The 19,645-nt window shown below is 51.5% G+C and carries 18 protein-coding genes, 2 tRNA genes and 1 pseudogene; 15 read left to right on the top strand and 6 right to left on the bottom strand.

What is annotated here, in order from left to right:
• Nucleotides 1-165: 165 nt before the first annotated feature.
• Together dsbD and FXF61_RS10125 are read right to left on the bottom strand one after the other, a co-directional pair.
• Entirely contained in the window at nucleotides 166-1,950 is a 1,785-nt protein-coding gene (gene dsbD / locus FXF61_RS10130) for a protein-disulfide reductase DsbD (protein ID WP_151185149.1), read from the bottom strand.
• A 448-nt stretch (nucleotides 1,951-2,398) separates the two neighbouring features.
• Entirely contained in the window at nucleotides 2,399-2,941 is a 543-nt protein-coding gene (locus FXF61_RS10125; protein ID WP_151185147.1) for a DUF4136 domain-containing protein, read from the bottom strand.
• 133 nt (nucleotides 2,942-3,074) lie between these two features.
• On the opposite strand from FXF61_RS10125, the gene FXF61_RS10120 reads away from it, so the two are divergent.
• A complete protein-coding gene (locus FXF61_RS10120) occupies nucleotides 3,075-3,695 on the top strand; it encodes an FKBP-type peptidyl-prolyl cis-trans isomerase (protein ID WP_151185146.1) in 621 nt (206 codons plus the stop codon).
• Here FXF61_RS10120 and FXF61_RS10115 read toward each other — a convergent pair.
• The gene (locus FXF61_RS10115) at nucleotides 3,692-3,943 is read right to left on the bottom strand and encodes a hypothetical protein (RefSeq protein ID WP_151185145.1); all 252 of its coding nucleotides are present in this window, start codon (nucleotides 3,941-3,943) and stop codon (nucleotides 3,692-3,694) included. The two genes, FXF61_RS10120 and FXF61_RS10115, sit on opposite strands and share 4 nt — an antisense overlap.
• A 155-nt stretch (nucleotides 3,944-4,098) precedes the next feature.
• Between FXF61_RS10115 and FXF61_RS10110 the strand changes: the two genes are divergently transcribed.
• The 14 genes and pseudogenes from FXF61_RS10110 to FXF61_RS10035 all read left to right on the top strand — a co-directional run bounded on the left by FXF61_RS10110 (nucleotide 4,099) and on the right by FXF61_RS10035 (nucleotide 16,275).
• Nucleotides 4,099-4,368: a GTP-binding protein gene (locus FXF61_RS10110; protein WP_151185143.1), complete on the top strand. Its 270-nt coding sequence runs from the start codon at nucleotides 4,099-4,101 to the stop codon at nucleotides 4,366-4,368.
• Nucleotides 4,369-4,488: 120 nt separating this feature from the next.
• Nucleotides 4,489-4,824 carry a hypothetical protein gene (locus FXF61_RS10105; protein WP_151185142.1) on the top strand — a complete coding sequence of 112 codons (336 nt, stop codon included), beginning with the start codon at nucleotides 4,489-4,491 and terminating at the stop codon, nucleotides 4,822-4,824.
• Between the two features lie 429 nt (nucleotides 4,825-5,253).
• Nucleotides 5,254-5,418, top strand: coding sequence for a hypothetical protein (locus tag FXF61_RS14925; RefSeq protein WP_178087298.1), 165 nt, complete (start codon nucleotides 5,254-5,256; stop codon nucleotides 5,416-5,418).
• A gap of 972 nt (nucleotides 5,419-6,390) precedes the next feature.
• The gene (gene radA, locus FXF61_RS10085; protein WP_151185137.1) at nucleotides 6,391-7,755 is read left to right on the top strand and encodes a DNA repair protein RadA; all 1,365 of its coding nucleotides are present in this window, start codon (nucleotides 6,391-6,393) and stop codon (nucleotides 7,753-7,755) included.
• A gap of 101 nt (nucleotides 7,756-7,856) precedes the next feature.
• The gene (ribA, locus tag FXF61_RS10080) at nucleotides 7,857-8,471 is read left to right on the top strand and encodes a GTP cyclohydrolase II (protein WP_151185136.1); all 615 of its coding nucleotides are present in this window, start codon (nucleotides 7,857-7,859) and stop codon (nucleotides 8,469-8,471) included.
• On the top strand, nucleotides 8,468-8,887 hold the full coding sequence (locus FXF61_RS10075) for an MFS transporter (RefSeq protein WP_151185135.1): 420 nt from the start codon (nucleotides 8,468-8,470) through the stop codon (nucleotides 8,885-8,887). Before ribA ends, FXF61_RS10075 begins: the two co-directional genes overlap by 4 nt.
• A pseudogene (locus tag FXF61_RS10070) lies at nucleotides 8,887-9,698 on the top strand (helical backbone metal receptor). Before FXF61_RS10075 ends, FXF61_RS10070 begins: the two are co-directional and overlap by 1 nt.
• A gap of 38 nt (nucleotides 9,699-9,736) precedes the next feature.
• Nucleotides 9,737-10,921, top strand: coding sequence for a pyridoxal phosphate-dependent aminotransferase (locus FXF61_RS10065; protein ID WP_151185134.1), 1,185 nt, complete (start codon nucleotides 9,737-9,739; stop codon nucleotides 10,919-10,921).
• Complete coding sequence (sfsA, locus tag FXF61_RS10060; RefSeq protein ID WP_151185133.1) at nucleotides 10,911-11,621, top strand: DNA/RNA nuclease SfsA; 711 nt, start codon at nucleotides 10,911-10,913, stop codon at nucleotides 11,619-11,621. Before FXF61_RS10065 ends, sfsA begins: the two co-directional genes overlap by 11 nt.
• A gap of 270 nt (nucleotides 11,622-11,891) precedes the next feature.
• Nucleotides 11,892-12,929: a zinc-dependent alcohol dehydrogenase family protein gene (locus FXF61_RS10055; RefSeq protein WP_151186072.1), complete on the top strand. Its 1,038-nt coding sequence runs from the start codon at nucleotides 11,892-11,894 to the stop codon at nucleotides 12,927-12,929.
• Between the two features lie 147 nt (nucleotides 12,930-13,076).
• A tRNA-Val gene (locus FXF61_RS10050) sits at nucleotides 13,077-13,152 on the top strand.
• Between the two features lie 18 nt (nucleotides 13,153-13,170).
• Nucleotides 13,171-13,247, top strand: a tRNA-Asp gene (locus FXF61_RS10045).
• 452 nt (nucleotides 13,248-13,699) lie between these two features.
• The gene (locus tag FXF61_RS10040; RefSeq protein ID WP_151185132.1) at nucleotides 13,700-15,091 is read left to right on the top strand and encodes a bifunctional enoyl-CoA hydratase/phosphate acetyltransferase; all 1,392 of its coding nucleotides are present in this window, start codon (nucleotides 13,700-13,702) and stop codon (nucleotides 15,089-15,091) included.
• Nucleotides 15,088-16,275 (top strand): acetate/propionate family kinase, encoded by a 1,188-nt coding sequence (locus FXF61_RS10035; protein ID WP_151185131.1) that lies wholly within the window; start codon nucleotides 15,088-15,090, stop codon nucleotides 16,273-16,275. The genes FXF61_RS10040 and FXF61_RS10035 overlap by 4 nt, the downstream gene beginning before the upstream one ends.
• A gap of 452 nt (nucleotides 16,276-16,727) precedes the next feature.
• Here the strand turns inward: FXF61_RS10035 and yghU are convergent, their stop codons facing one another.
• From yghU to FXF61_RS10020, 3 genes are all read right to left on the bottom strand, one after another.
• The gene (gene yghU / locus FXF61_RS10030) at nucleotides 16,728-17,603 is read right to left on the bottom strand and encodes a glutathione-dependent disulfide-bond oxidoreductase (RefSeq protein ID WP_151185130.1); all 876 of its coding nucleotides are present in this window, start codon (nucleotides 17,601-17,603) and stop codon (nucleotides 16,728-16,730) included.
• Nucleotides 17,604-17,865: 262 nt separating this feature from the next.
• Nucleotides 17,866-18,345: a GNAT family N-acetyltransferase gene (locus FXF61_RS10025; protein ID WP_218571795.1), complete on the bottom strand. Its 480-nt coding sequence runs from the start codon at nucleotides 18,343-18,345 to the stop codon at nucleotides 17,866-17,868.
• A gap of 13 nt (nucleotides 18,346-18,358) precedes the next feature.
• Nucleotides 18,359-19,426 (bottom strand): nitronate monooxygenase family protein, encoded by a 1,068-nt coding sequence (locus tag FXF61_RS10020; RefSeq protein ID WP_151185128.1) that lies wholly within the window; start codon nucleotides 19,424-19,426, stop codon nucleotides 18,359-18,361.
• Between the last annotated feature and the right edge of the window lie 219 nt (nucleotides 19,427-19,645).

Raw genomic sequence — 19,645 nt, 5'->3', positions numbered from 1 at the left:
CGCTCGCATGATTTGAAAACCTGCTCGCGGGCACAAGTGCCCGCCCTACAACCTCATTAAAACAGCCCCGTTAAACCTAAATAACGGACAAACCCATGTGGCTCATAAACGGACGACCAAAACGCCTTAATACGCCCTACAGCTTCATTAAACCTAAATGCCGGATTAACGCATGGCTGCGGCTTGGTTGAGGCGCTCAATAAACTGCGTTGCATTGACTTCACCGACCACGCGCAAGGTGTCTAACTCACTGCCGTTTTCAGCAAAAAACTGTATCACCGGCGGGCCAAACAGCTGAAATTGATTGAGTAACGCGCGGTGCTCGGGTGTGTTTTCAGTGATGTCTAAACGCAATAGTTGATAGTTGCCTTGCACGAACAGCTCGCGCACGTGCGGGTGTTCTAACACATTGCGCTCGATCACCTTGCAGCTGATGCACCAATCTGCATACCAGTCGACGATCGCCGGTAGGCCAGCTTGCTGGGCCTGTTCGAGCTGGCTCTGCAACACCTTAACATCAGTTATTGTTAGCCACGCTGTAGATGCGCTAGCGACGTCATTGCTTGCTGTGCTGGCGTTGCTGCCAGTATTGAGCAATACACCGTTACTGCTGCTGGACAGTGGTTGTAGCGGATTGGATTGGCCTTGCAGTGCGCCGACCCACGCGGTAAGAGCGTAGACCAGCAGTGCCAAACCGAGCAGTTGCGCCATTTTTTGTGTAGCTGATTTTTTACCAAACTCTAAGGTGCCAAGCTGAATGGCAACACCTGCGGCGAGCGCGCCCCACAGCATTAAAGTGACAGGGCCGGGCAGCACGCGGTCCAGCAGCCAAAGAGCAACGGCCAGTAGCAGCACGCCAAAGGCATTACGCACAGCCAGCATCCAGGCACCAGACTTGGGTAGCAGTTTGCCACCGCCAGTGGCAAAGAGTACCAGTGGTGCGCCCATGCCCAGACCTAGCGCGAGCAGCTTTAAACCGCCACCCCAAGCATCACCACTGGCGCTGATATACAGCAAGGCTGCAGCCAAAGGTGCGGAAACACAAGGCGACACCAGCAAGCTGGAAAATACACCGAGCACTGCCGCGCCAATAATAGAGCCACCTTTGGTCTTGCCGGATAAGTTATGCAATGGTCCACTGATAAACTGCGGCAGGCGCATTTCAAACAGGCCAAACATGGCCAGCGCAAACAGGGAAAAAAACGCGGCAAAGGGGATCAACACCCAAGGTGATTGCAGACGCGCTTGAATATTCAGTTCGGCACCGAATACGCCCATGAGTGCACCCAGTACTGCAAAGCACAGCGCCATCGAGACCACGTAAACGCTGGACAAAACAAAGCTGCGCGCGCCGCCTATTTCACCGCGCAGCACCACGCCAGTTAAAATCGGCAGCATCGGTAAAACACAGGGAGTAAAAGTCAGGCCTAAGCCAGCGAGAAAAAACAGTGCAATTTCTTGCCAGGTCCACATTGAGGAGCTGTTAACCGGCTGATTGAGCTCAAAAGACAGCACTTCGGGCGGGTAGCACAGGCCTAGGTCAGCGCAACCTTGATAGCCGACATCGAGGGTGTAGGGTAGGTTGTCTGGGTTAATTACCGGCAAAATAATATCCAAGCTGCCGTAATAAGCCTCGATATCACCAAAGAACTCATCGCTGCGTTCTTCGCCATCGGGCAGTTGCGGCTCGCCAAAACTTACCCCAGGCGATGCAGTGCTAAAGGATAAACGGTGGCGGTACAGGTAATAACCATCGGCATTGCTAAAGCGAATCGCAACAGTGTTGTCTGAGTTTTCAACGGCTTGGGCTGTAAATGCCTGCTCTACCGGTAAAAAATCAGCGCTGTTATTGAAGGCAGCAGTGCCTGAGTTGCTGTTTGATGAGCTGAAAAAACCAGCGTAAGCAGGCAGCTGCAGTAAACATAAGAAGGCAATAAACAAAATGCGCATAACAGACTCACTTAAATTATGTGGCAATAGCATAATCGAGACCGCGCTTAGGCTAAAGTGTTGGCCCGTGCAGCATGCTGATATCTTGGGTTTAATTGTTTCCTGTTAAGTGCGGACGAATTATTACACGAGCTTAACTAAAATGATTTAATTGTGCCGATCCACCCGAATGCCACCTATAGTCATCAGTAAATCAGTCGTTTTGCCACATGGAAGCGCTGAATAATTACCTACGTTGTCAGGGGTGCTAAAAAACGGCTTAAAGTGCTCATTTACTCAGTGTAAAATCCGCTTTTTCGCCGATTTGACTCGCTAGCACTCGCCCTTCGGCCAATCTTTGGCTGTTACTCCCGTTGGTCGTTGCGCCTAGCCCTGACTGCCTCGGCAACATTATTCAGTGCCTCCATAAAACTCAATAATTATACTGCTTGATAATGCCTAGCAGGGTTTATTGCGGCGGAAAGTGCTGAAGAATCTGTTGCACCTGCTGACGCAGCTTAGTGTCCCGTGCCCTAGGGCTGATGCGTTGTTGTGGTAATGTCCAGCTGTCGCTGCCACGCCAAATCAGCTGTTGAGTGTGAGCGTCGAGCAGGTCAATTTGTAGTTTTTGTGTGCTATAGGTTGTGTCATAACTTTCTGCACGCAGGCCTGGTCCCCAAATCCCACCCCAATAGTCACTTTGCATAACCTGTGTGCGCTGTTGCTTTTCTTCTGTAATCAACCAAGCGCGTACCTGTAATTGTGCGTTATCGCTGTACTGGAAGCCTTGTTGGGTTAGTTGCTCGCTTATAGCATTGCGCACACGCTCGGTGTCCAAATCACTTTTATGTTGATCAGAGTCCGGTATAAATTGTATTGCAGGGTTGGCCCATTGCCAGCTTTGCAGGCCGTGGTAGTTACGCTCGGGTTGATAATCAAGCTCGGTAAGGCGGTGGGACTGACAAGCGCTTAAAGCCAGTACGCTGACCAGTAATAGATAGCGAATCATCATAAAACTCTCCAAAAAGAGCTAAAGAGCATGGTTTTTAGCTCGGGTTTTCACAGTGGCTCTGTTAGGATACTGCACCTCAATAGACTTTCAATCCACCGCAACCTGCGGTTTTTATTTGCCAATGGAGGCATGCATGTCTGAGTTAGATCTGAGCACTGATGAAGCACGAGTAAGTTACGGTATCGGTCGTCAAATGGGTGAGCAGTTACGTCACAATCCACCTCCTGGTGTTAGCGTTGATGCAGTCGTTACTGGTTTACTTAGTGCATTTAATGGCGAGCAGTTGGCTGTTTCAGGTGAAGAGCTGAATGCCAGCTTTACTGTGATCCGTGAGCGCATGGAAGCAGAAGCAGAAGTTAAAGCTAAAGCTGCTGCAGCTGAAGGCATTGAGTTTTTGGCTCAAAATGCTAAAAAAGATGGCGTTACCACCTTGGCTTCAGGCTTGCAGTATGAAGTGATTGAAACGGGTGACGGTGCTCAGCCTACCGGTGAAAGCACTGTACGTGTGCATTACCACGGCACATTAACCAATGGCACAGTGTTTGATAGCTCCTATCAGCGCGGCGAGCCAGCAGAATTCCCAGTATCAGGTGTGATTGCCGGCTGGACCGAAGCGCTGCAGTTGATGACCTGCGGTAGCAAATGGCGCTTAACCGTGCCAAGCGAATTAGCGTACGCTGGTCAAGCGGTTGGCGCCATTCCTGCGCACAGTGCGTTAGTGTTTGATGTTGAATTGCTTGAGGTTGTGTCTTAATAATTTAAGGCCTGTGCTGTGCCCATGCGAGCTGCTTGGGCATAGCACATTAAAAATAAATTGCGTACCTGTTCTTTTACCATTAAAGGCTCTGGGTTATTTAAATCATTAATATCCAGCGCGCCTTGTTCGCGTAAATCTTCTAATTCTTTCCCTTCAATTTGCACGCAGACATTTCCTGTTAAGCGATTTACGATGCGCAGGTAAGGTTGTGGGCGGTCGAGCCAAGCATCAATGAAGTAAGTCATTTTAAGGTCCTTATGTTTGTTTATTGCGCAAATGAGAATACTTCTCGTTTGCGTTCAGTGCAAGCTATTTCACAATTTAAAGCTCTTGACTGCAATCAAGGGTGATTTTTGCTGCACGCTGTATTGTTTTAATTCATAACAAAGAGGATTTTCTAATGACAACTGCTGTACACCCTTTGATTAAAGATGCACCGAATCTTGCGCAAGATTTAATAGATTTGTGTGACGATGATCCGAGTTTTGCCGCTCGAGTTGCTGAGTATGAACAGTTAGCTGTGCGCTTAGCTGCTGTGCAAGAGGGCACAGAAACACTAAGTGCTGATGATACGCAAATGCTTGAGCAGCAGTGCACTGCGTTGCAGGCTATATTAATGCGTAAGCTGACGCATCCAGCTGGCGGCTGCTGTGGTGGTTGTGGCGGCTAGTTGTTTTGTTGTTACTAGTGCTTTGAGATCTTTAAATGCGGGCGTGTTCGCCCGCAAGGCTCATTGTCGGCCTGTGTGGTACCCGCCAGTAAATAGACAATCAAAAACATCGAGCATTTTTTGCGCATAACACAGCGTGCAGGTGTTGTTCTTCCCTTAACACGCCTTCCTGGCGTGATGCGGGCGCTACGCCATCCTTGGCTTCGCTCGCCACAACACCCGCACACTGCTATTGATCATTGGTGTTGTTTTCAAGTGTGTAGCATGGCGCTTTTAAAGCATGATCTGTGCATGTTGCAGCGTGCAGGTGTTGTTCTTCCCTTAACACGCCTTCCTGGCGTGATGCGGGCGCTGCGCCATCCTTGGCTTCGCTTGCCACAACACCCGCACACTGCTATTGATCATCGGTGTGGTTTTCAAGCGTGTAGCACGGTTCTTTTAAAGCAAGAGCATTGATTATTGGTGTGGTTTGCTAATCTTCTAAAAACTCACATTCAAACTCAATGTGTTCAGAATCGGACGAGCCCTATATCAATCTTAATAACAGCGCCGTTGATCAACGAGTACTTCGGGGTTGGTGTGACAAGCGAGCCATGGATGGTGAGCGCCGGAGTTGAACCCAGGATGGGTTCATCGACGGATAAACACCAATTCCGAAGTACGGGATGCAGCGCACTTGCTTATCAACTTAAAATCAAAAAAAACGAGCATTTTCTGCGCATAACGCAGCGTGCAAGTGTTGTTCTTCCCTTAACACGCCTTCCTGGCGTGATGCGGGCGCTACGCCATCCTTGGCTTCGCTCGCCACAACACCCGCACACTGCTATTGATCATTGGTGTTGTTTTCAAGTGTGTAGCATGGCGCTTTTAAAGCATGATCTGTGCATGTTGCAGCGTGCAGGTGTTGTTCTTCCCTTAACACGCCTTCCTGGCGTGATGCGGGCGCTACGCCATCCTTGGCTTCGCTTGCCACAACACCCGCACACTGCTATTGATCATCGGTGTGGTTTTCAAGCGTGTAGCACGGTTCTTTTAAAGCAAGAGCATTGATTATTGGTGTGGTTTGCTAATCTTCTAAAAAACTCACATTCAAACTCAATGTATTCAGAATCGGACGAGCCCTATATCAATCTTAATAACAGCGCCGTTGATCAACGAGTACTTCGGGGTTGGTGTGACAAGCGAGCCATGGATGGTGAGCGCCGGAGTTGAACCCAGGATGGGTTCATCGACGGATAAACACCAATTCCGAAGTACGGGATGCAGCGCACTTGTTTATCAACTTAAAATCAAAAAAAACGAGCATTTTCTGCGCATAACGCAGCGTGCAAGTGTTGTTCTTCCCTTAACACGTCTTCCTGACGTGATGCGGGCGCTGCGCCATCCTTGGCTTCGCTCGCCACAACACCCGCACACTGCTATCGATCATCGGTATAGTTTTCAAGTGTGTAGCATGGCTCTTTTAAGGCAGTGTGTTGTGCTGATAGGCAGTGTGTCTGGTCATTTTTAGTATTGTGAATGGTGAAAGTGAAACAACAATTCACACAGTTAACTTTAAAATTTGCAGAAACAGACGAGCCCTATATCAATCATGCTAACAACACCTTTGATCAACGAGTACTTCGGGGTTGGTGTGACAAGCGAGCCATGGATGGTGAGCGCCGGAGTTGAACCCAGGATGGGTTCATCGACGGATAAACACCAATTCCGAAGTACGGGATGCAGCGCACTTGCTTATCAACTTAAAATCAAAAAAAACGAGCATTTTCTGCGCATAACGCAGCGTGCAAGTGTTGTTCTTCCCTTAACACGCCTTCCTGGCGTGATGCGGGCGCTGCGCCATCCTTGGCTTCGCTTGCCACAACACCCGCACACTGCTATTGATCATCGGTGTGGTTTGCAAGATGTGTAAAGGGTGTGAGTTTGCATTTACTAGACTGCTGTATACAATACCAGTGTATTTTAAATCAGACTCACAAACACAAAAAGCAGACAACAACATCGCAAACAGGGGAGCGCAGTATGGCTAAGGCCAAGCGTATGTACGGTTGTACCGAGTGTGGATCGACTTTTCCAAAATGGGCAGGGCAATGCGGCGAGTGTGGTGTTTGGAATACGCTCGTTGAGACCATGATTGAAGCAGGTACATCGGAGAAAACGGGCCGCGCCGGTTGGGCTGGTGATCAAGCTGAGCTGAAAACCTTAGCGCAAGTCAGTGTGGAAGAAGTCCCGCGATTCTCAACGCAATCGGGTGAGCTTGACCGCGTCCTTGGCGGAGGCTTAGTCGATGGCTCAGTAGTATTGCTCGGTGGTGATCCTGGTATCGGTAAATCCACAATTCTTTTGCAAACCCTGTGCAACATGGCAAAAACCACCACAGCGCTGTACGTCACAGGTGAAGAGTCTCAGCAGCAAGTGGCGATGCGTGCACGTCGACTCGATTTGCCGCAAGACAAGCTCAAAGTGATGACCGAAACCTGTATTGAAACGATATTAGCCGTCGCGCGCCGAGAAAAACCACGGGTGATGGTGATTGACTCGATTCAAACAATTTTTACTGAACAGTTACAATCCGCTCCTGGCGGTGTCTCGCAAGTGCGTGAAAGTGCCGCCTTACTGGTGCGTTATGCCAAACAAAGTGGCACAGCGATTTTCTTAGTCGGACATGTCACTAAGGACGGCGCGTTAGCTGGGCCGCGCGTGCTGGAGCATATGGTGGATACCGTGCTTTATTTTGAAGGTGAAGCAGATGGCCGTTTGCGTATGCTGCGCGCAGTGAAAAATCGCTTTGGCGCAGTCAATGAGCTGGGCGTGTTTGGCATGACTGATCGCGGCCTTAAAGAAGTCTCAAATCCCTCGGCTATTTTTCTTAATCGTGCCCAAGAAGCGGTATCGGGCAGTGTGGTGATGGCAACGTGGGAAGGCTCGCGACCAATGTTGATTGAAGTGCAGGCCTTAGTTGATACCAGCCATTTAGGTAATCCGCGCCGGGTAACCGTTGGCTTGGACCAAAACCGCTTGGCGATGTTGCTCGCCGTGTTGCACCGTCATGGCGGTATCCCCACTCACGATCAAGATGTATTTCTGAATGTGGTGGGTGGCGTAAAAGTGTTGGAAACAGCATCGGATTTAGCCTTGATGGCCGCCATTATTTCCAGCCTGCTTAACCGTCCGCTTGAACATGGTTTGTTGGTGTTTGGCGAAATCGGCTTGTCCGGTGAGATCAGGCCTGTGCCCAGTGGCCAAGAGCGTTTAAAAGAAGCAGCCAAGCATGGCTTTAAACGCGCTATTGTGCCCAAAGCCAATGCGCCGCGTGAAATGCCTGCTGGGCTAGAAGTGATCGCTGTTACGCGCCTCGAAGAGGCCTTGGATGCGTTGTTTGAGTGAGTGCGCATTTAAGTCAAAATTAACATAATGTCGGTTTGCCTGTTCGAGTCAGAGGTGAAGCGCTACAATGCGCCACCTATAAAAGCCTAGGAGTTATTCTGGTGTCTGTCGTTTTTGTCGCTGCCTCCAAATTACCCACCCCATTTGCTGAGTTCACCATGCATGGTTTCTTTGATGAAGAAACAGGCAAAGAGCATGTTGCATTAACCTTAGGGGATATCGCTGATGGTCAGCCTGTACTCGGCCGTTTGCATTCTGAGTGTCTGACCGGTGATGCTTTGTTTAGCTTGCGCTGTGATTGTGGCGCGCAGCTTGAAGCCGCTTTGCGCGCGATTGCCGAAGAAGGGCGCGGAGTATTGTTATACCTGCGTCAAGAAGGGCGTGGCATTGGTTTGCTGAATAAAATTCGCGCCTATAATTTGCAAGATGGTGGTGCAGATACGGTTGAAGCCAATGAACAGCTGGGCTTTGCTGCAGACTTGCGTGATTACTCTATTTGTCAGCCGATGCTTGACCATCTAGGCGTGCACTCGTTGAAGTTAATGACCAATAACCCACGTAAAGTCAGTGCGCTGCAAGGTTTCGGTGTTGAAGTCGCCCGCCGTGTATCGCTGCAGGTAGGGCAAAATACCTACAATAAACTGTACTTAGCAACTAAAGCTGGCAAGTTAGGCCATTTACTGGGCCGTGAACATCAGGCTGAGCACGAATCGTGAGTCCTAATGATGCGCGTCGCACGTTGTGTGTGCTGTGGTGGCTGCAACTGACTGTTGCTATGTTTCCTGTATGGCTGTTTCCTAAGCGCAGTTTTGATTTGGGTGAGCATACTGAGTTGTTGTCGCTGTCGTTTTTTGCTGTTTCTTTATCATTGTTATTTTTAAGTCATAAACCTTTTCAGCGCTTTAAACATGCAGTAATAGCCGTGGGTAAAGCGCGTCATACTGAGCAAGAGCCTGCTGCTTGGCAATGCTTGTTGCATACACGTTTGCATGCCTTGTGGTATGCCTGTATTCCTGCTTGGACGGCTGCTTTGGCTAAAACGATCGGCCTCGAATTGCCTGTCGTGGTCTTGCTGGCGTTGGCCACACCGGTACTGTTTTGGCTGTATCGCACGCCTCGCCAATTGTCATGATGGCTTTGCGGGTTGTCACACTCAGCTGCCTCTGTTGGATCAGTGCTGCGCTATTGCCACTGCTAGCGGCTGAACGGGTTGTTAGCCTAGCGCCCTCGCTGACTGAAATCATGCTCGACTTGCAGGCCGAGTCTGCCCTAGTTGGCATCTTAGATGCTGTGCCGCGAGCAAAGGGGCTGGCAGACATCGCTTCAGTCGGGCAGTTTGCCCAGTTTGAGTTGGAAACACTGCTCAGCTTGCAAGCCGATTTGGTTTTGCACTGGCCCAGCAGTATTTCTCAGATGCAACTTAAGCAGTTACAGCAGTTGGGTGTGCCAGTGTTTAGCGCTGATGCGCAAACTATGGATGAATTGGCCCAGCAGTTTGCAGATATTGGTGCGCTGGTTGGCGCAGAGCAGTGCGGTGCGGAACTCACCATTGAGTTGCAGCAACAGCTGGCGCAGATGCGTGCACGCTATCAGCGTGATGTACCATTAAAGGTTTTTTACCAAGCATGGGACGCACCCATGTACACCTTGGGTGGTGAGCAAACTATCAGTGATGCACTGCGCGTGTGTGGTGCACAAAATATATATGCTGATCTCGCTTTGTCGGCACCGCAGTCAGTGTCGAATCAGTGATTGCACGCAACCCTGATGTTATTTTGCTTGGCAGCTCACGCTTGGCGCAGATGTGGCAGGCGTGGCCGGTTATCCGAGCGGTGCAGTTTGGCCAAGTATTAGAAGTGCCGGACCACGGCTTAGAGCGCCCAAGCTTGCAAATGTTTGCAGCGCTTGAGCAGTTATGTGAGCAGCTGGCTGAATTTAATTAATTGCTCGACTCACACCGTTGTTTATAAGAGTGGATACTATGACTTTTTCCTATAGCGCCCGCAGTCGCGCAATTGAACCCTTTCATGTGATGGCCTTATTACAGCGTGCCAATGAGCTGCAAGCTGAAGGCCACGACGTGATCCATTTAGAAATTGGCGAGCCGGATTTCAATACCGCCGAGCCGATTATTCAAGCCGGTCAGGCCGCTTTAGCCTCGGGCCATACACGCTATACCGCGGCGCGAGGACTGCCTGCTTTACGTGAGGCGATTGCTGGTTTTTATGCCAGCCGTTACGGCTTAGATATAAATCCTGAGCGGATTATGATCACCCCAGGTGGCTCCGGTGCGCTGTTGCTGGCCAGTGCCTTGTTGGTTGATCCGGGTAAGCATTGGTTGTTGGCTGATCCGGGTTATCCCTGTAACCGTCACTTTTTGCGTTTAGTTGAAGGCAATGCACAACTGGTGCCGGTCGGGCCAGAGGTGAATTATCAGCTTACCGCAGGCTTAGTTGAGCGTTATTGGGATCAAGACAGTGTTGGCGCGTTGGTGGCGTCACCGGCAAACCCAACCGGTACTGTGCTGAGTCGTGAGGAATTAAAAGCACTATCGGCGGCGCTACATGAACGCGGCGGGCATTTGGTGGTGGATGAGATTTACCATGGCCTGACCTATGGCATGGATGCCGCCAGTGTTTTAGAAGTGGATAACGATGCCTTTGTCCTCAATAGTTTCTCTAAATACTTTGGCATGACCGGCTGGCGCTTAGGCTGGTTAGTCGCGCCAGAAGCGGCAGTGCCTGAGCTGGAAAAGCTCGCGCAAAATATCTACATCAGTGCGCCGACTTTATCGCAGCATGCCGCCTTGGCCTGTTTTGAGCCGGATACCATCGCGATATTTGAAGAGCGCCGTGCTGAATTTGCTGCGCGCCGTGATTACTTATTACCGGCGCTGCGTGAGTTGGGCTTTAAGATTGAAGTAGAGCCGCAGGGCGCGTTTTATCTGTATGCCGATATTTCTGGCTTTGGTGGCGATGCCTTTGATTTCTGCCGCCACTTCTTAGAAACCGAACAAGTGGCTATTACCCCAGGTGTCGATTTTGGTCGTTCGCGTGCTCATCAGCATGTGCGTTTTGCCTATACGCAAAGTGTACCGCGTCTAGAGCAGGCGGTTGAGCGTATTGCTCGTGGCTTAGTCAGCTGGAAGGCGCAGCATGCAGTTTGATCCCATCCTAGAAGAAGGGCGCTTACTCAAGCGATATAAGCGTTTCTTTGCCGATATTGAATGCGCCGATGGCAGCTTGGTCACCGCGCATTGCGCCAATACCGGCTCGATGAAGAATTGCATGGCCGAAGGCGCGCGGGTTTGGTTCAGTCGCAATGATGATCCAAAGCGCAAGCTTAAAGCCACCTGGGAGCTGGTCGAAACCCCGCATGGGCGCATGGCTTGCATTAACACTGGGCGCGCCAATCGCTTAGTCGAAGAAGCACTCAGCGCAGGGGTGATTACTGAATTGGCCGGCTTTACTCAGCTGCGTCGTGAAGTGAAATACGGTGAAGAAAACAGCCGTGCAGACTTTTGTTTAGAGCTCGATGGGCAACCGGTATTTGTTGAGGTCAAGAGTGTCACCTTAGGTTTTGCTGATAGCGCTACGGCCGCCTTTCCTGATGCAGTCACCACTCGCGGCGCCAAGCATTTGCGTGAATTAACTACACTCGCCGCCAGTGGTCAGCGTGCAGTGCTGATCTATTGCGTCAATCTGAGCGAAATTACAGCCGTGCGCGCGGCTAAGGAAATCGATCCTGAGTACGCTGCAGCGCTGGCTGAGGCTAAAGCTGCTGGGGTTGAGGTGTTGGCCTACGGCACGAGTATTACACCGTCTACGATAGCTGTAACGCATCCACTGAGTACTAAATTGAGCTAATCCTTGCGCTTGGACGATCAAGGATTATGCATTAAGGCTTGCGTGCACGTCATCCAAACGGTCAATCGAGGCCTTAAAAAGAACAGCTCTAATACTTAAGGCCTAAGTATATCGATCTTGCTTATGTGACGCATGTCATAGCATATTCAAGGTTATGTGCTAATGATGAGTCGCTGAGCCGCTCTATGTGCTTTAGCCGTTTTTTGCAAATCTTTGTCTAATCTAGACAGGGATACAAGAGAGGAATCAATCATGACTATGCCAAATGAAATGCAAGCCATTGTTTACGGTGGTCCAGGTGTTAAGTCGTTAGAGACGGTACCCGCACCAAAAATCCTGCAGCCAACCGACGCCATTGTAAAAATTGTTAAAACCACCATTTGCGGAACCGACCTGCACATTCTGCAAGGTGATGTGCCAGCGGTGACGCCAGGACGGATTCTCGGACACGAAGGCGTTGGTGTTGTTGAGGAAGTCGGTAGTGCTGTAACGCGCTTTAAAAAAGGCGACCGGGTGATTATTTCTTGCGTGAGTGCCTGCGGTAAGTGCGATTACTGCAAAAAACAGCTGTATTCCCACTGTGAAGATGGCGGTTGGATTCTCGGCCACTTGATCGATGGCACCCAGGCAGAATATGTACGCACACCGCATGCAGATAACAGCTTGCACCATGTCCCAGAAGGCGCAGATGAAGAAGCGCTGGTGATGCTCAGTGATATTTTACCCACCGGCTTTGAGATTGGCGTGCTCTACGGCGCGGTGCAGCCTGGCGATACCGTTGCCATTGTTGGTGCTGGGCCGATTGGTATGGCCGCGTTATTAACAGCACAGTTTTTCTCACCTGCGCGCTTAATTATGGTCGACATCGATGACTCGCGCTTAGCCATGGCAAAAACCTTCGGTGCCACGGATGTGATCAATAGCGCAACCAGTGATGCGGCGGCCGAGCTGCTGGCGATGACCAAAGATGGCATTGATGTAGTGATTGAAGCAGTAGGTATTGCCGCGACCTTTGATATCTGCCAAGCGGTGGTGCGCCCAGGCGGCAATATCGCCAACGTTGGTGTGCACGGCTCCAGTGTTGATCTGCAGCTGCAAGACCTGTGGATTAAAAACATCACCCTGACCACAGGCTTGGTTAACACCAACACCACGCCGATGCTGTTGAAAAACGTCCAGTCCGGCAAGCTCAAACCAGCGGAGATGATCACCCACCGCTTCCCCTTTGCTGACTTTATGCGCGCCTATGAGGTGTTCTCCAATGCCAGCAAAGAAAAAGCACTGAAGGTGATTATTGATAACAGCTAAGCTGCAAATTCAGTTGCGTTAGCCTAATGCATACAGGCCTTCCCCCTTAGAAATGAGCGGGAAGGCTATTTATTTTGCTAACAAGACCGGTTGCACTTGCCAAAAGCCTTTCTGCTGTCTATCATACGCACCTCTTGGAAAGACCATGGGTGATTAGCTCAGCTGGGAGAGCATCTGCCTTACAAGCAGAGGGTCGGCGGTTCGATCCCGTCATCACCCACCATAATCTTTCAAGAATTGCGCAGTGGTAGTTCAGTTGGTTAGAATACCGGCCTGTCACGCCGGGGGTCGCGGGTTCGAGTCCCGTCCACTGCGCCATATTACGAAAACCCGTTAAGTAGTTGATACTTAACGGGTTTTTTCATTTCTGGGTAGCAAAAACCCTGTCTTTTCCTCAAATTATCTACGCGCATTCTTGCTGTGACTGTTCTCGTGACCAATATCGACTCATATTTGATTGATTTGACTCTTTGAAAATTACGCAGCACCTGAAGCGAGAATTGATAAAACAGCCGTGTCGCAGCCGTTGCTGTTTTATGGCTGTCGGGTGGATCTGTCATAGGTTAAGCTTGAGTTGGAAGTTCTTTGATTTCAGACGCAATATCATCGTTATCGACTATAAAACATGGTTTTCAGAGGATGATCGCGATGACATTACAGCACAACGAGTAAGTTGTTATTGCTGTAAACCATCCCGGCACAGGTATGGTTAAAAAATCAGGCCAGATAAGTACAACGTGCCGGCATACATAATAGCCAGGGAACGCACTATGGAATATATTGAAAACAGTACCTTCGACGAAATACAGATTGGCGATTCCGCCAGCCTTGAACGCCGGCTCACCATGGCGGACATCAAGCTGTTTGCAGTGCTGTCCGGCGATTCTGACCCAGCGCATGTAGATGAAGATTACGCCAAAAGCAGCACCTTTCACGAGGCCATCGCCCATGGTTTGTGGGGTGGTGCGCTGATATCCGCTGTACTCGGCACTCAGTTGCCCGGCCCGGGTACACTATATCTCAATCAAAACCTGAGCTTTCACCGCTCTATAGGGTTGGGTGATGTGGTCACGGTTACCGTCAAGGTGATAGAAAAAAAACCGGAACAACACCGGGTGACACTGGATTGCCGCTGCGTCAACCAACAAGGTGAAACCGTGATCAGCGGTGCCGCCGAGGTGAGGGCACCGACCGAGAAAGTGAAACGACCTCGCAGGGCACTGCCGGATGTGCACCTCGCTGAGCGCTTGCACTTGCATCGCTTAATGGAAGGCGCCAAACAGTACCCAGCGATGCGCACCGCTGTGGTGCATCCGGTGGACAAGACATCGCTCATCGGCGCGGTGGCCGCCGCCGAGCACGGATTGATTGAGCCGATACTGATTGGTCCGGAACATAAAATTCGCGCCGTTGCCGAGGCCGAACAGATTGATCTTTCGCCGTACAGGCTGGTGGATACTCGCCATAGCCACGCTGCTGCCGAGAAGGCCGTTGCGCTTGCGCGTGCAGGTGAGGTAGATGCGCTGATGAAGGGCAGCCTGCATACTGATGAGTTACTGAGCGCTGTGGTCGCTAGGGCAACAGGCCTTCGCACCGAACGGCGCATCAGCCATGTGTTTGCGTTTGATGTGCCCACCTACGCCCAACCCTTGTTCATCACGGATGCGGCAATCAATATCACCCCAACCCTAGAGGATAAGCGCGACATTACCCAGAACGCCATTGATCTAGCCCATGCCCTTGGTATCGAACAACCCAAGGTTGCCGTGCTATCGGCGGTTGAGACGGTCACTGCCGGCATACAATCAACCCTAGACGCAGCGGCGCTGTGCAAGATGGCCGATCGTGGCCAGATTACCGGTGCGATCATCGATGGTCCTCTGGCGCTGGATAACGCGGTGTCGGCAGAGGCAGCCGCCATCAAGGGCATTGTATCCCCGGTGGCAGGGCAGGCGGATATACTGATAGTGCCGGATCTGGTATCTGGCAACATGTTGGCCAAACAGCTGGAATACTTGGGTGGCGCCGAAAGTGCAGGCATCTTGCTTGGCGCCAGCGTGCCAATTGTTCTCACCAGTCGCGCCGATGACACCATCAGCCGGCTGGCATCGTGCGCATTGGCTGTTTTGCTGTTCAATCATCAACGCGAGGCATTAGCATGAAAGGCGACGTACTGGTACTGAACAGCGGCTCATCAAGTATAAAATTCGGACTCTATGACGGTGAAGAACCGGCGCTACCGCTACTCGGGCATGGGCAGATTGAGGGTATCAATGGGCAGACGCGCCTGAGTGCTTTTGATCGCAACGGCGAATCGGTCATCGACGAAGTTGTTGGTGACGGTCTTGATCATGGCCAAGCGATGGCGGCGTTGGTCGAATGGGGCCGGCAGCGCGAGGTCGCCCGTGACATTGCCGCAGTGGGGCACCGGGTGGTCCATGGCGGCACCCTGTTTGACGGACCGGTGCTGGTGACCGACGCTGTGCTGGCTGAACTCAAAAAACTCGACCCGCTGGCGCCCCTGCATCAACCGCACAATCTGGCCGGTGTCGCTACCTTGACCGAACTGCAACCTGAGATGCCGCAGGTGGCCTGCTTCGACACCGCGTTCCACCGGCATGTGCCAGAACTTGCGCAACGCTTTGCCTTACCTCGGAAATACCACGACGCTGGCGTTCGCCGCTATGGCTTTCACGGCCTGTCGTACGAATATATGGCGCAAGCACTGCCTGATATCATCGGGCCGACATTGGCCAGCGGTCGTGTGATTGTGGCCCACTTGGGTAACGGCGCCAGCATGTGTGCACTGCGCAACCTTAAGAGCGTGGATACCACCATGGGCTTCACCGCCCTGGATGGGTTACCGATGGGCACCCGCTGCGGCAACCTCGATCCGGGTGTGGGGCTGTATCTGCAGGACGAGTGGGGCATGAGCAGCGCTGAGGTGAGTGAATTACTGTATTACCGCTCGGGACTGCTGGGCGTGTCTGGCATCAGCAACGACATGCGCACGCTGCTGGCCAGCGAGGAACTCGCCGCCCAGGAAGCCATCGATCTGTATGTCTATCGCATAAATCGGGAGCTGGGCGCTTTGACGGCAGCTTTGGGCGGGCTGGATGCGCTGGTATTCACCGCCGGAATCGGCCAGTACTCGGCCCCAATCCGGGAGAAGGTCTGTGCGCTGGCCGGTTGGGCGGGCATCAAGCTTGACGCCGCCGCCAACGAGCAGCACGGGCCCTGCATCAGCACCAAAGACAGCGCCACATCGGTGTGGGTTGTGCCCACCAATGAGGAGTGGATGATTGCCCGCCACACCCGCGACGTACTGAACAGCGCGGCCGGATAGCCTGCAGGCGGCTATCGATAAAGATGATCTGAACGGCTACGTGGGGGTAGTAAAAGGCTTGGGCTGAAAGACTCAATTCTGATCAGCCCTTCGCTGCGAAGCGGCGTGCTCCCTTTTGCCAATCAGATGCGTCTTGGCAAGTCGCTAGGCCGCGTTGTCTGTCAGTGAAAATAATCGCAGGGATGCGATCAAAAAAACAAGAATTTCTCTTGATCTCATTGCAAGAAAGAAGGCAAGTAAGCCACGACTTGTGCACCCAATTCCGGCATGATGCGGTTCCCCGCATCATGCCGGATGCCTCAGTTGCCCATCAGCGTAACTCGGTGATGCACTGCCACCAAGCTGCCCCAAGGATTTACTCTGTTCTGCAGCATACGTTTAAAACCCAGTTTAGACGCCTGGCGCCTCAATAATGGGCCAGAAAAGCCGCAGGCTTTGCGCGGACAGGTGCTTTAGTCGCTCGTTTCGGGTGCCAGTTTATCTTGGGTTTTTAGCTCAAAATCTGAGGCGTCGTGGCGCTCGTGGAGCTGCTCTTCAGGCTCGCCCCAAGTACGATTCACTTTGCGGCCACGCTGCACAGCAGGGCGCTGAAAGATCTCCTGTGCCCAGCGTTGCAGATTCTTATAGCTATCTACCTGCAAAAACTCTGCAGCACCGTACAGCGTGCCCAGCACGAGGTTGCCATACCAGGGCCAAGTGGCGATGTCGGCAATTGAATACTCATCTCCGCCTAGATAGCGGTGTATGGCTAACTGGCGATCCAATACGTCCAACTGACGTTTTGCTTCCATGGTGAAACGATCGATTGGGTATTCAAGCTTTTCTGGCGCGTATGCGTAGAAGTGGCCAAAACCACCGCCCAAGTAAGGTGCGGAACCTTGCAGCCAGAACAGCCAGTTTAATACTTCGGTGCGTGCTGCGAGGTCCTTAGGCAGAAAGTGCCCAAATTTCTCCGCCAGATAGAGAAGGATCGCGCCACTTTCAAATACCCGAGTGCCGGTTTCGCTATCAAATAGGGCTGGGATTTTTGAGTTGGGGTTGACCTCAACAAAGCCCGATGAAAACTGATCACCTTCAGTGATTTTGATCAGGTGAGCGTCGTATTCAGCGCCCGATATGCCTAAAGCCAATAGCTCTTCGAGCATAATGGTCACTTTTTGGCCGTTGGGTGTGCCCAATGAATAGATTTGTAAAGGGTGTTTGCCGCGCGGTAACCGTGCCTCATGCGTAGGACCAGCGATCGGGCGATTGATACTTGCCCATTCACCACCATTTTCGGCATCCCAGCGCCATACGGCGGGCGGCTCGTAATGATTATTGTCTGACATGGTTTTAGTCTCCTTTAAGTTGTCATGTGCGAAGTAGGCCAGTCACTCTAGCCTTGCAACTAAGTTCATTGCTGCAGAATATTGCTATAGCCCTCAACCCCCTGCGCCCCAGTAATAAGATGACGGCTGTTGAAAATAACCGCGGGTACACTTTGCATGCCTTGTTCTTGGGAAACGCGTGCAGCTTCACGCCCCTCTTTGGTAAAGCGCTGGTTTACACTGACGGCTAGAGCCTGCACTGAGTGCAGTTATCTGCAGTCCCTTATAGCGCTTTGAGCATCCATACGTCACAACCACTATGCACTGTACCAGCTAAAGGCTGCTTGAGGTGCTTGAAGCCCAGTTGCTCATACAACGCAATAGCGGTTTGCATGCTGCTTAGGGTGTCTAGATAACACTGCTGATAGCCTTGCTCGATAGCAAAAGTTAAACAGGCTTGCGTAAGCGCTTTGCCAATGCCCAGCCCTTGACTGCTGGGTAGCAAAAACAGCTTTTTTAGCTCACAGATCTCAGTGTAGTGTACAAAAGGCGCAATGCCAGCGCCGCCAACCACTTGCCCAGCAAGCAACGCGACTAAGTATTGGCTGCGGTTTTCGGTTAAGTAATGCTGACTCATGCAGCGCACTTCTGCATCGGCAGGACCAAACCCCTCACCCACAGCACCGTACTGTGCGCCAACCTGTTGAATAATTCGGCATATATCAGCGTCATGCCGTGCTTGGATGGGGATGATTTGGTACATCACATTGGCTCGATTAAAATGAGTAAATACTGTCGTTTTTCCACTCTGTGGCCAGCAGGGCAACCAGTTCAGTCGCAGGCAGTTCGCGCGCTAATGGCGCCGATTGTCCTGCCCAAAATGGTGCGAAGTCATAACAGTCGTGTTGGCTGGCTGCTGTATATAATGCTCTGCTGGCGCTGTAGGTGCTGGGATACGCTGGTAGCAGTGCGTGCTTATCAGCCAGCTCGCTATGAAAACGATTGGCCAAGCCGCGTGCTGGTCGACCCGAAATCACTGCAGTGACGTCGGTATGGTAAGCGCGTGCACTTTTTAATTGTTCGCGGTACGCCTGATTCGCTGCTGACTCTGGGCATAAAATAAAAGCAGTGCCCATTTGCGCAGCGCTGGCACCCATGTTCATAACCTGTGCGATGGCCTGACCATGCATAATGCCGCCTGTTGCAATAATAGGCAGCTGGCATTCTTTGCTTAACAACTGCAGTAAGCCGAATAATCCCAGCTTTACGTCATGAGTCGGATCAAATACGCCGCGGTGTCCTCCCGCTTCAAAACCTTGGGCGATAATTGCATCTAGACCGGCGTCCTCAATTGCTTTAGCTTCTTTTAGATTAGTAGCGCAGGCTAATAGCTTAATCCCCGCATCTTTCAAGGCTTGAATAAACGCAGTACTGGGTAAGCCAAAGTGGAAGCTGACCACGGGCGGGCGTTCATCAAGCAGCATCTCTAACATGGCTTGGTTATCAACAAAGCTGGGGTTGCCGGCATTGAGCTCGCTGGGTGGTTGCGCAGAAAACTCAGCAAAATAAGGCTGCAGTAATGCTAACCAGGCCTGCTCACGAGCAGAGTCGGCAACCGCTGGCTGATGACAGAAAAAATTGATATTAAAAGGATTGCTGGTGGCTTGCTTAAGCTGCTGAATCTGCTCGCGCGCCTGTTCCACGTCGCAGATACCTAAACCGAGTGAGCCTAAACCGCCGGCATTAGAAACGGCTGCTGCTAAAGCCACCGTGGAGGTGCCCGCCATCGGCGCTTGAATAATCGGTAGCTGGATACCTAGTTCTGTGAGTAGGGCATTTGGCATGAGGAACTCCGGTCAACTTCACATCAATTAAAAGAGGGCATAAGCGGTTAAAATCATACGCTCGCGTATTGCTTAGGGCTAGGCTGTTTTGTATTAAGCGCCTAGATTTGCCGCGCTGGCAAATGTCTGCTGTTGCTGATGTTGGGCTTTGCCGCTAGAGGAGTCTGGCAGCATGTTCGCATTACAAGCTGCTTGCAGCTGTGTCACTGGCGATGTTTT

This window comes from Pseudomonas sp. C27(2019), assembly GCF_008807395.1.
In the GTDB taxonomy this organism is placed as follows: domain Bacteria; phylum Pseudomonadota; class Gammaproteobacteria; order Pseudomonadales; family Pseudomonadaceae; genus Denitrificimonas.
Note: the sequence above shows the minus strand (reverse complement) of the source record. Positions and strands in the feature narration are given on the sequence as shown.

Bases quoted from the DNA above. Each gene is read 5' to 3' on its own strand.
- dsbD (WP_151185149.1), bottom strand. From the start codon at position 1,950: ATGCGCATTTTGTTTATTGCCTTCTTATGTTTACTGCAGCTGCCTGCT.
- FXF61_RS10125 (WP_151185147.1), bottom strand. From the start codon at position 2,941: ATGATGATTCGCTATCTATTACTGGTCAGCGTACTGGCTTTAAGCGCT.
- FXF61_RS10120 (WP_151185146.1), top strand. From the start codon at position 3,075: ATGTCTGAGTTAGATCTGAGCACTGATGAAGCACGAGTAAGTTACGGT.
- FXF61_RS10115 (WP_151185145.1), bottom strand. From the start codon at position 3,943: ATGACTTACTTCATTGATGCTTGGCTCGACCGCCCACAACCTTACCTG.
- FXF61_RS10110 (WP_151185143.1), top strand. From the start codon at position 4,099: ATGACAACTGCTGTACACCCTTTGATTAAAGATGCACCGAATCTTGCG.
- FXF61_RS14925 (WP_178087298.1), top strand. From the start codon at position 5,254: ATGTTGCAGCGTGCAGGTGTTGTTCTTCCCTTAACACGCCTTCCTGGC.
- radA (WP_151185137.1), top strand. From the start codon at position 6,391: ATGGCTAAGGCCAAGCGTATGTACGGTTGTACCGAGTGTGGATCGACT.
- FXF61_RS10065 (WP_151185134.1), top strand. From the start codon at position 9,737: ATGACTTTTTCCTATAGCGCCCGCAGTCGCGCAATTGAACCCTTTCAT.
- sfsA (WP_151185133.1), top strand. From the start codon at position 10,911: ATGCAGTTTGATCCCATCCTAGAAGAAGGGCGCTTACTCAAGCGATAT.
- FXF61_RS10055 (WP_151186072.1), top strand. From the start codon at position 11,892: ATGCAAGCCATTGTTTACGGTGGTCCAGGTGTTAAGTCGTTAGAGACG.
- FXF61_RS10040 (WP_151185132.1), top strand. From the start codon at position 13,700: ATGGAATATATTGAAAACAGTACCTTCGACGAAATACAGATTGGCGAT.
- FXF61_RS10035 (WP_151185131.1), top strand. From the start codon at position 15,088: ATGAAAGGCGACGTACTGGTACTGAACAGCGGCTCATCAAGTATAAAA.
- yghU (WP_151185130.1), bottom strand. From the start codon at position 17,603: ATGTCAGACAATAATCATTACGAGCCGCCCGCCGTATGGCGCTGGGAT.
- FXF61_RS10025 (WP_218571795.1), bottom strand. From the start codon at position 18,345: ATGTACCAAATCATCCCCATCCAAGCACGGCATGACGCTGATATATGC.
- FXF61_RS10020 (WP_151185128.1), bottom strand. From the start codon at position 19,426: ATGCCAAATGCCCTACTCACAGAACTAGGTATCCAGCTACCGATTATT.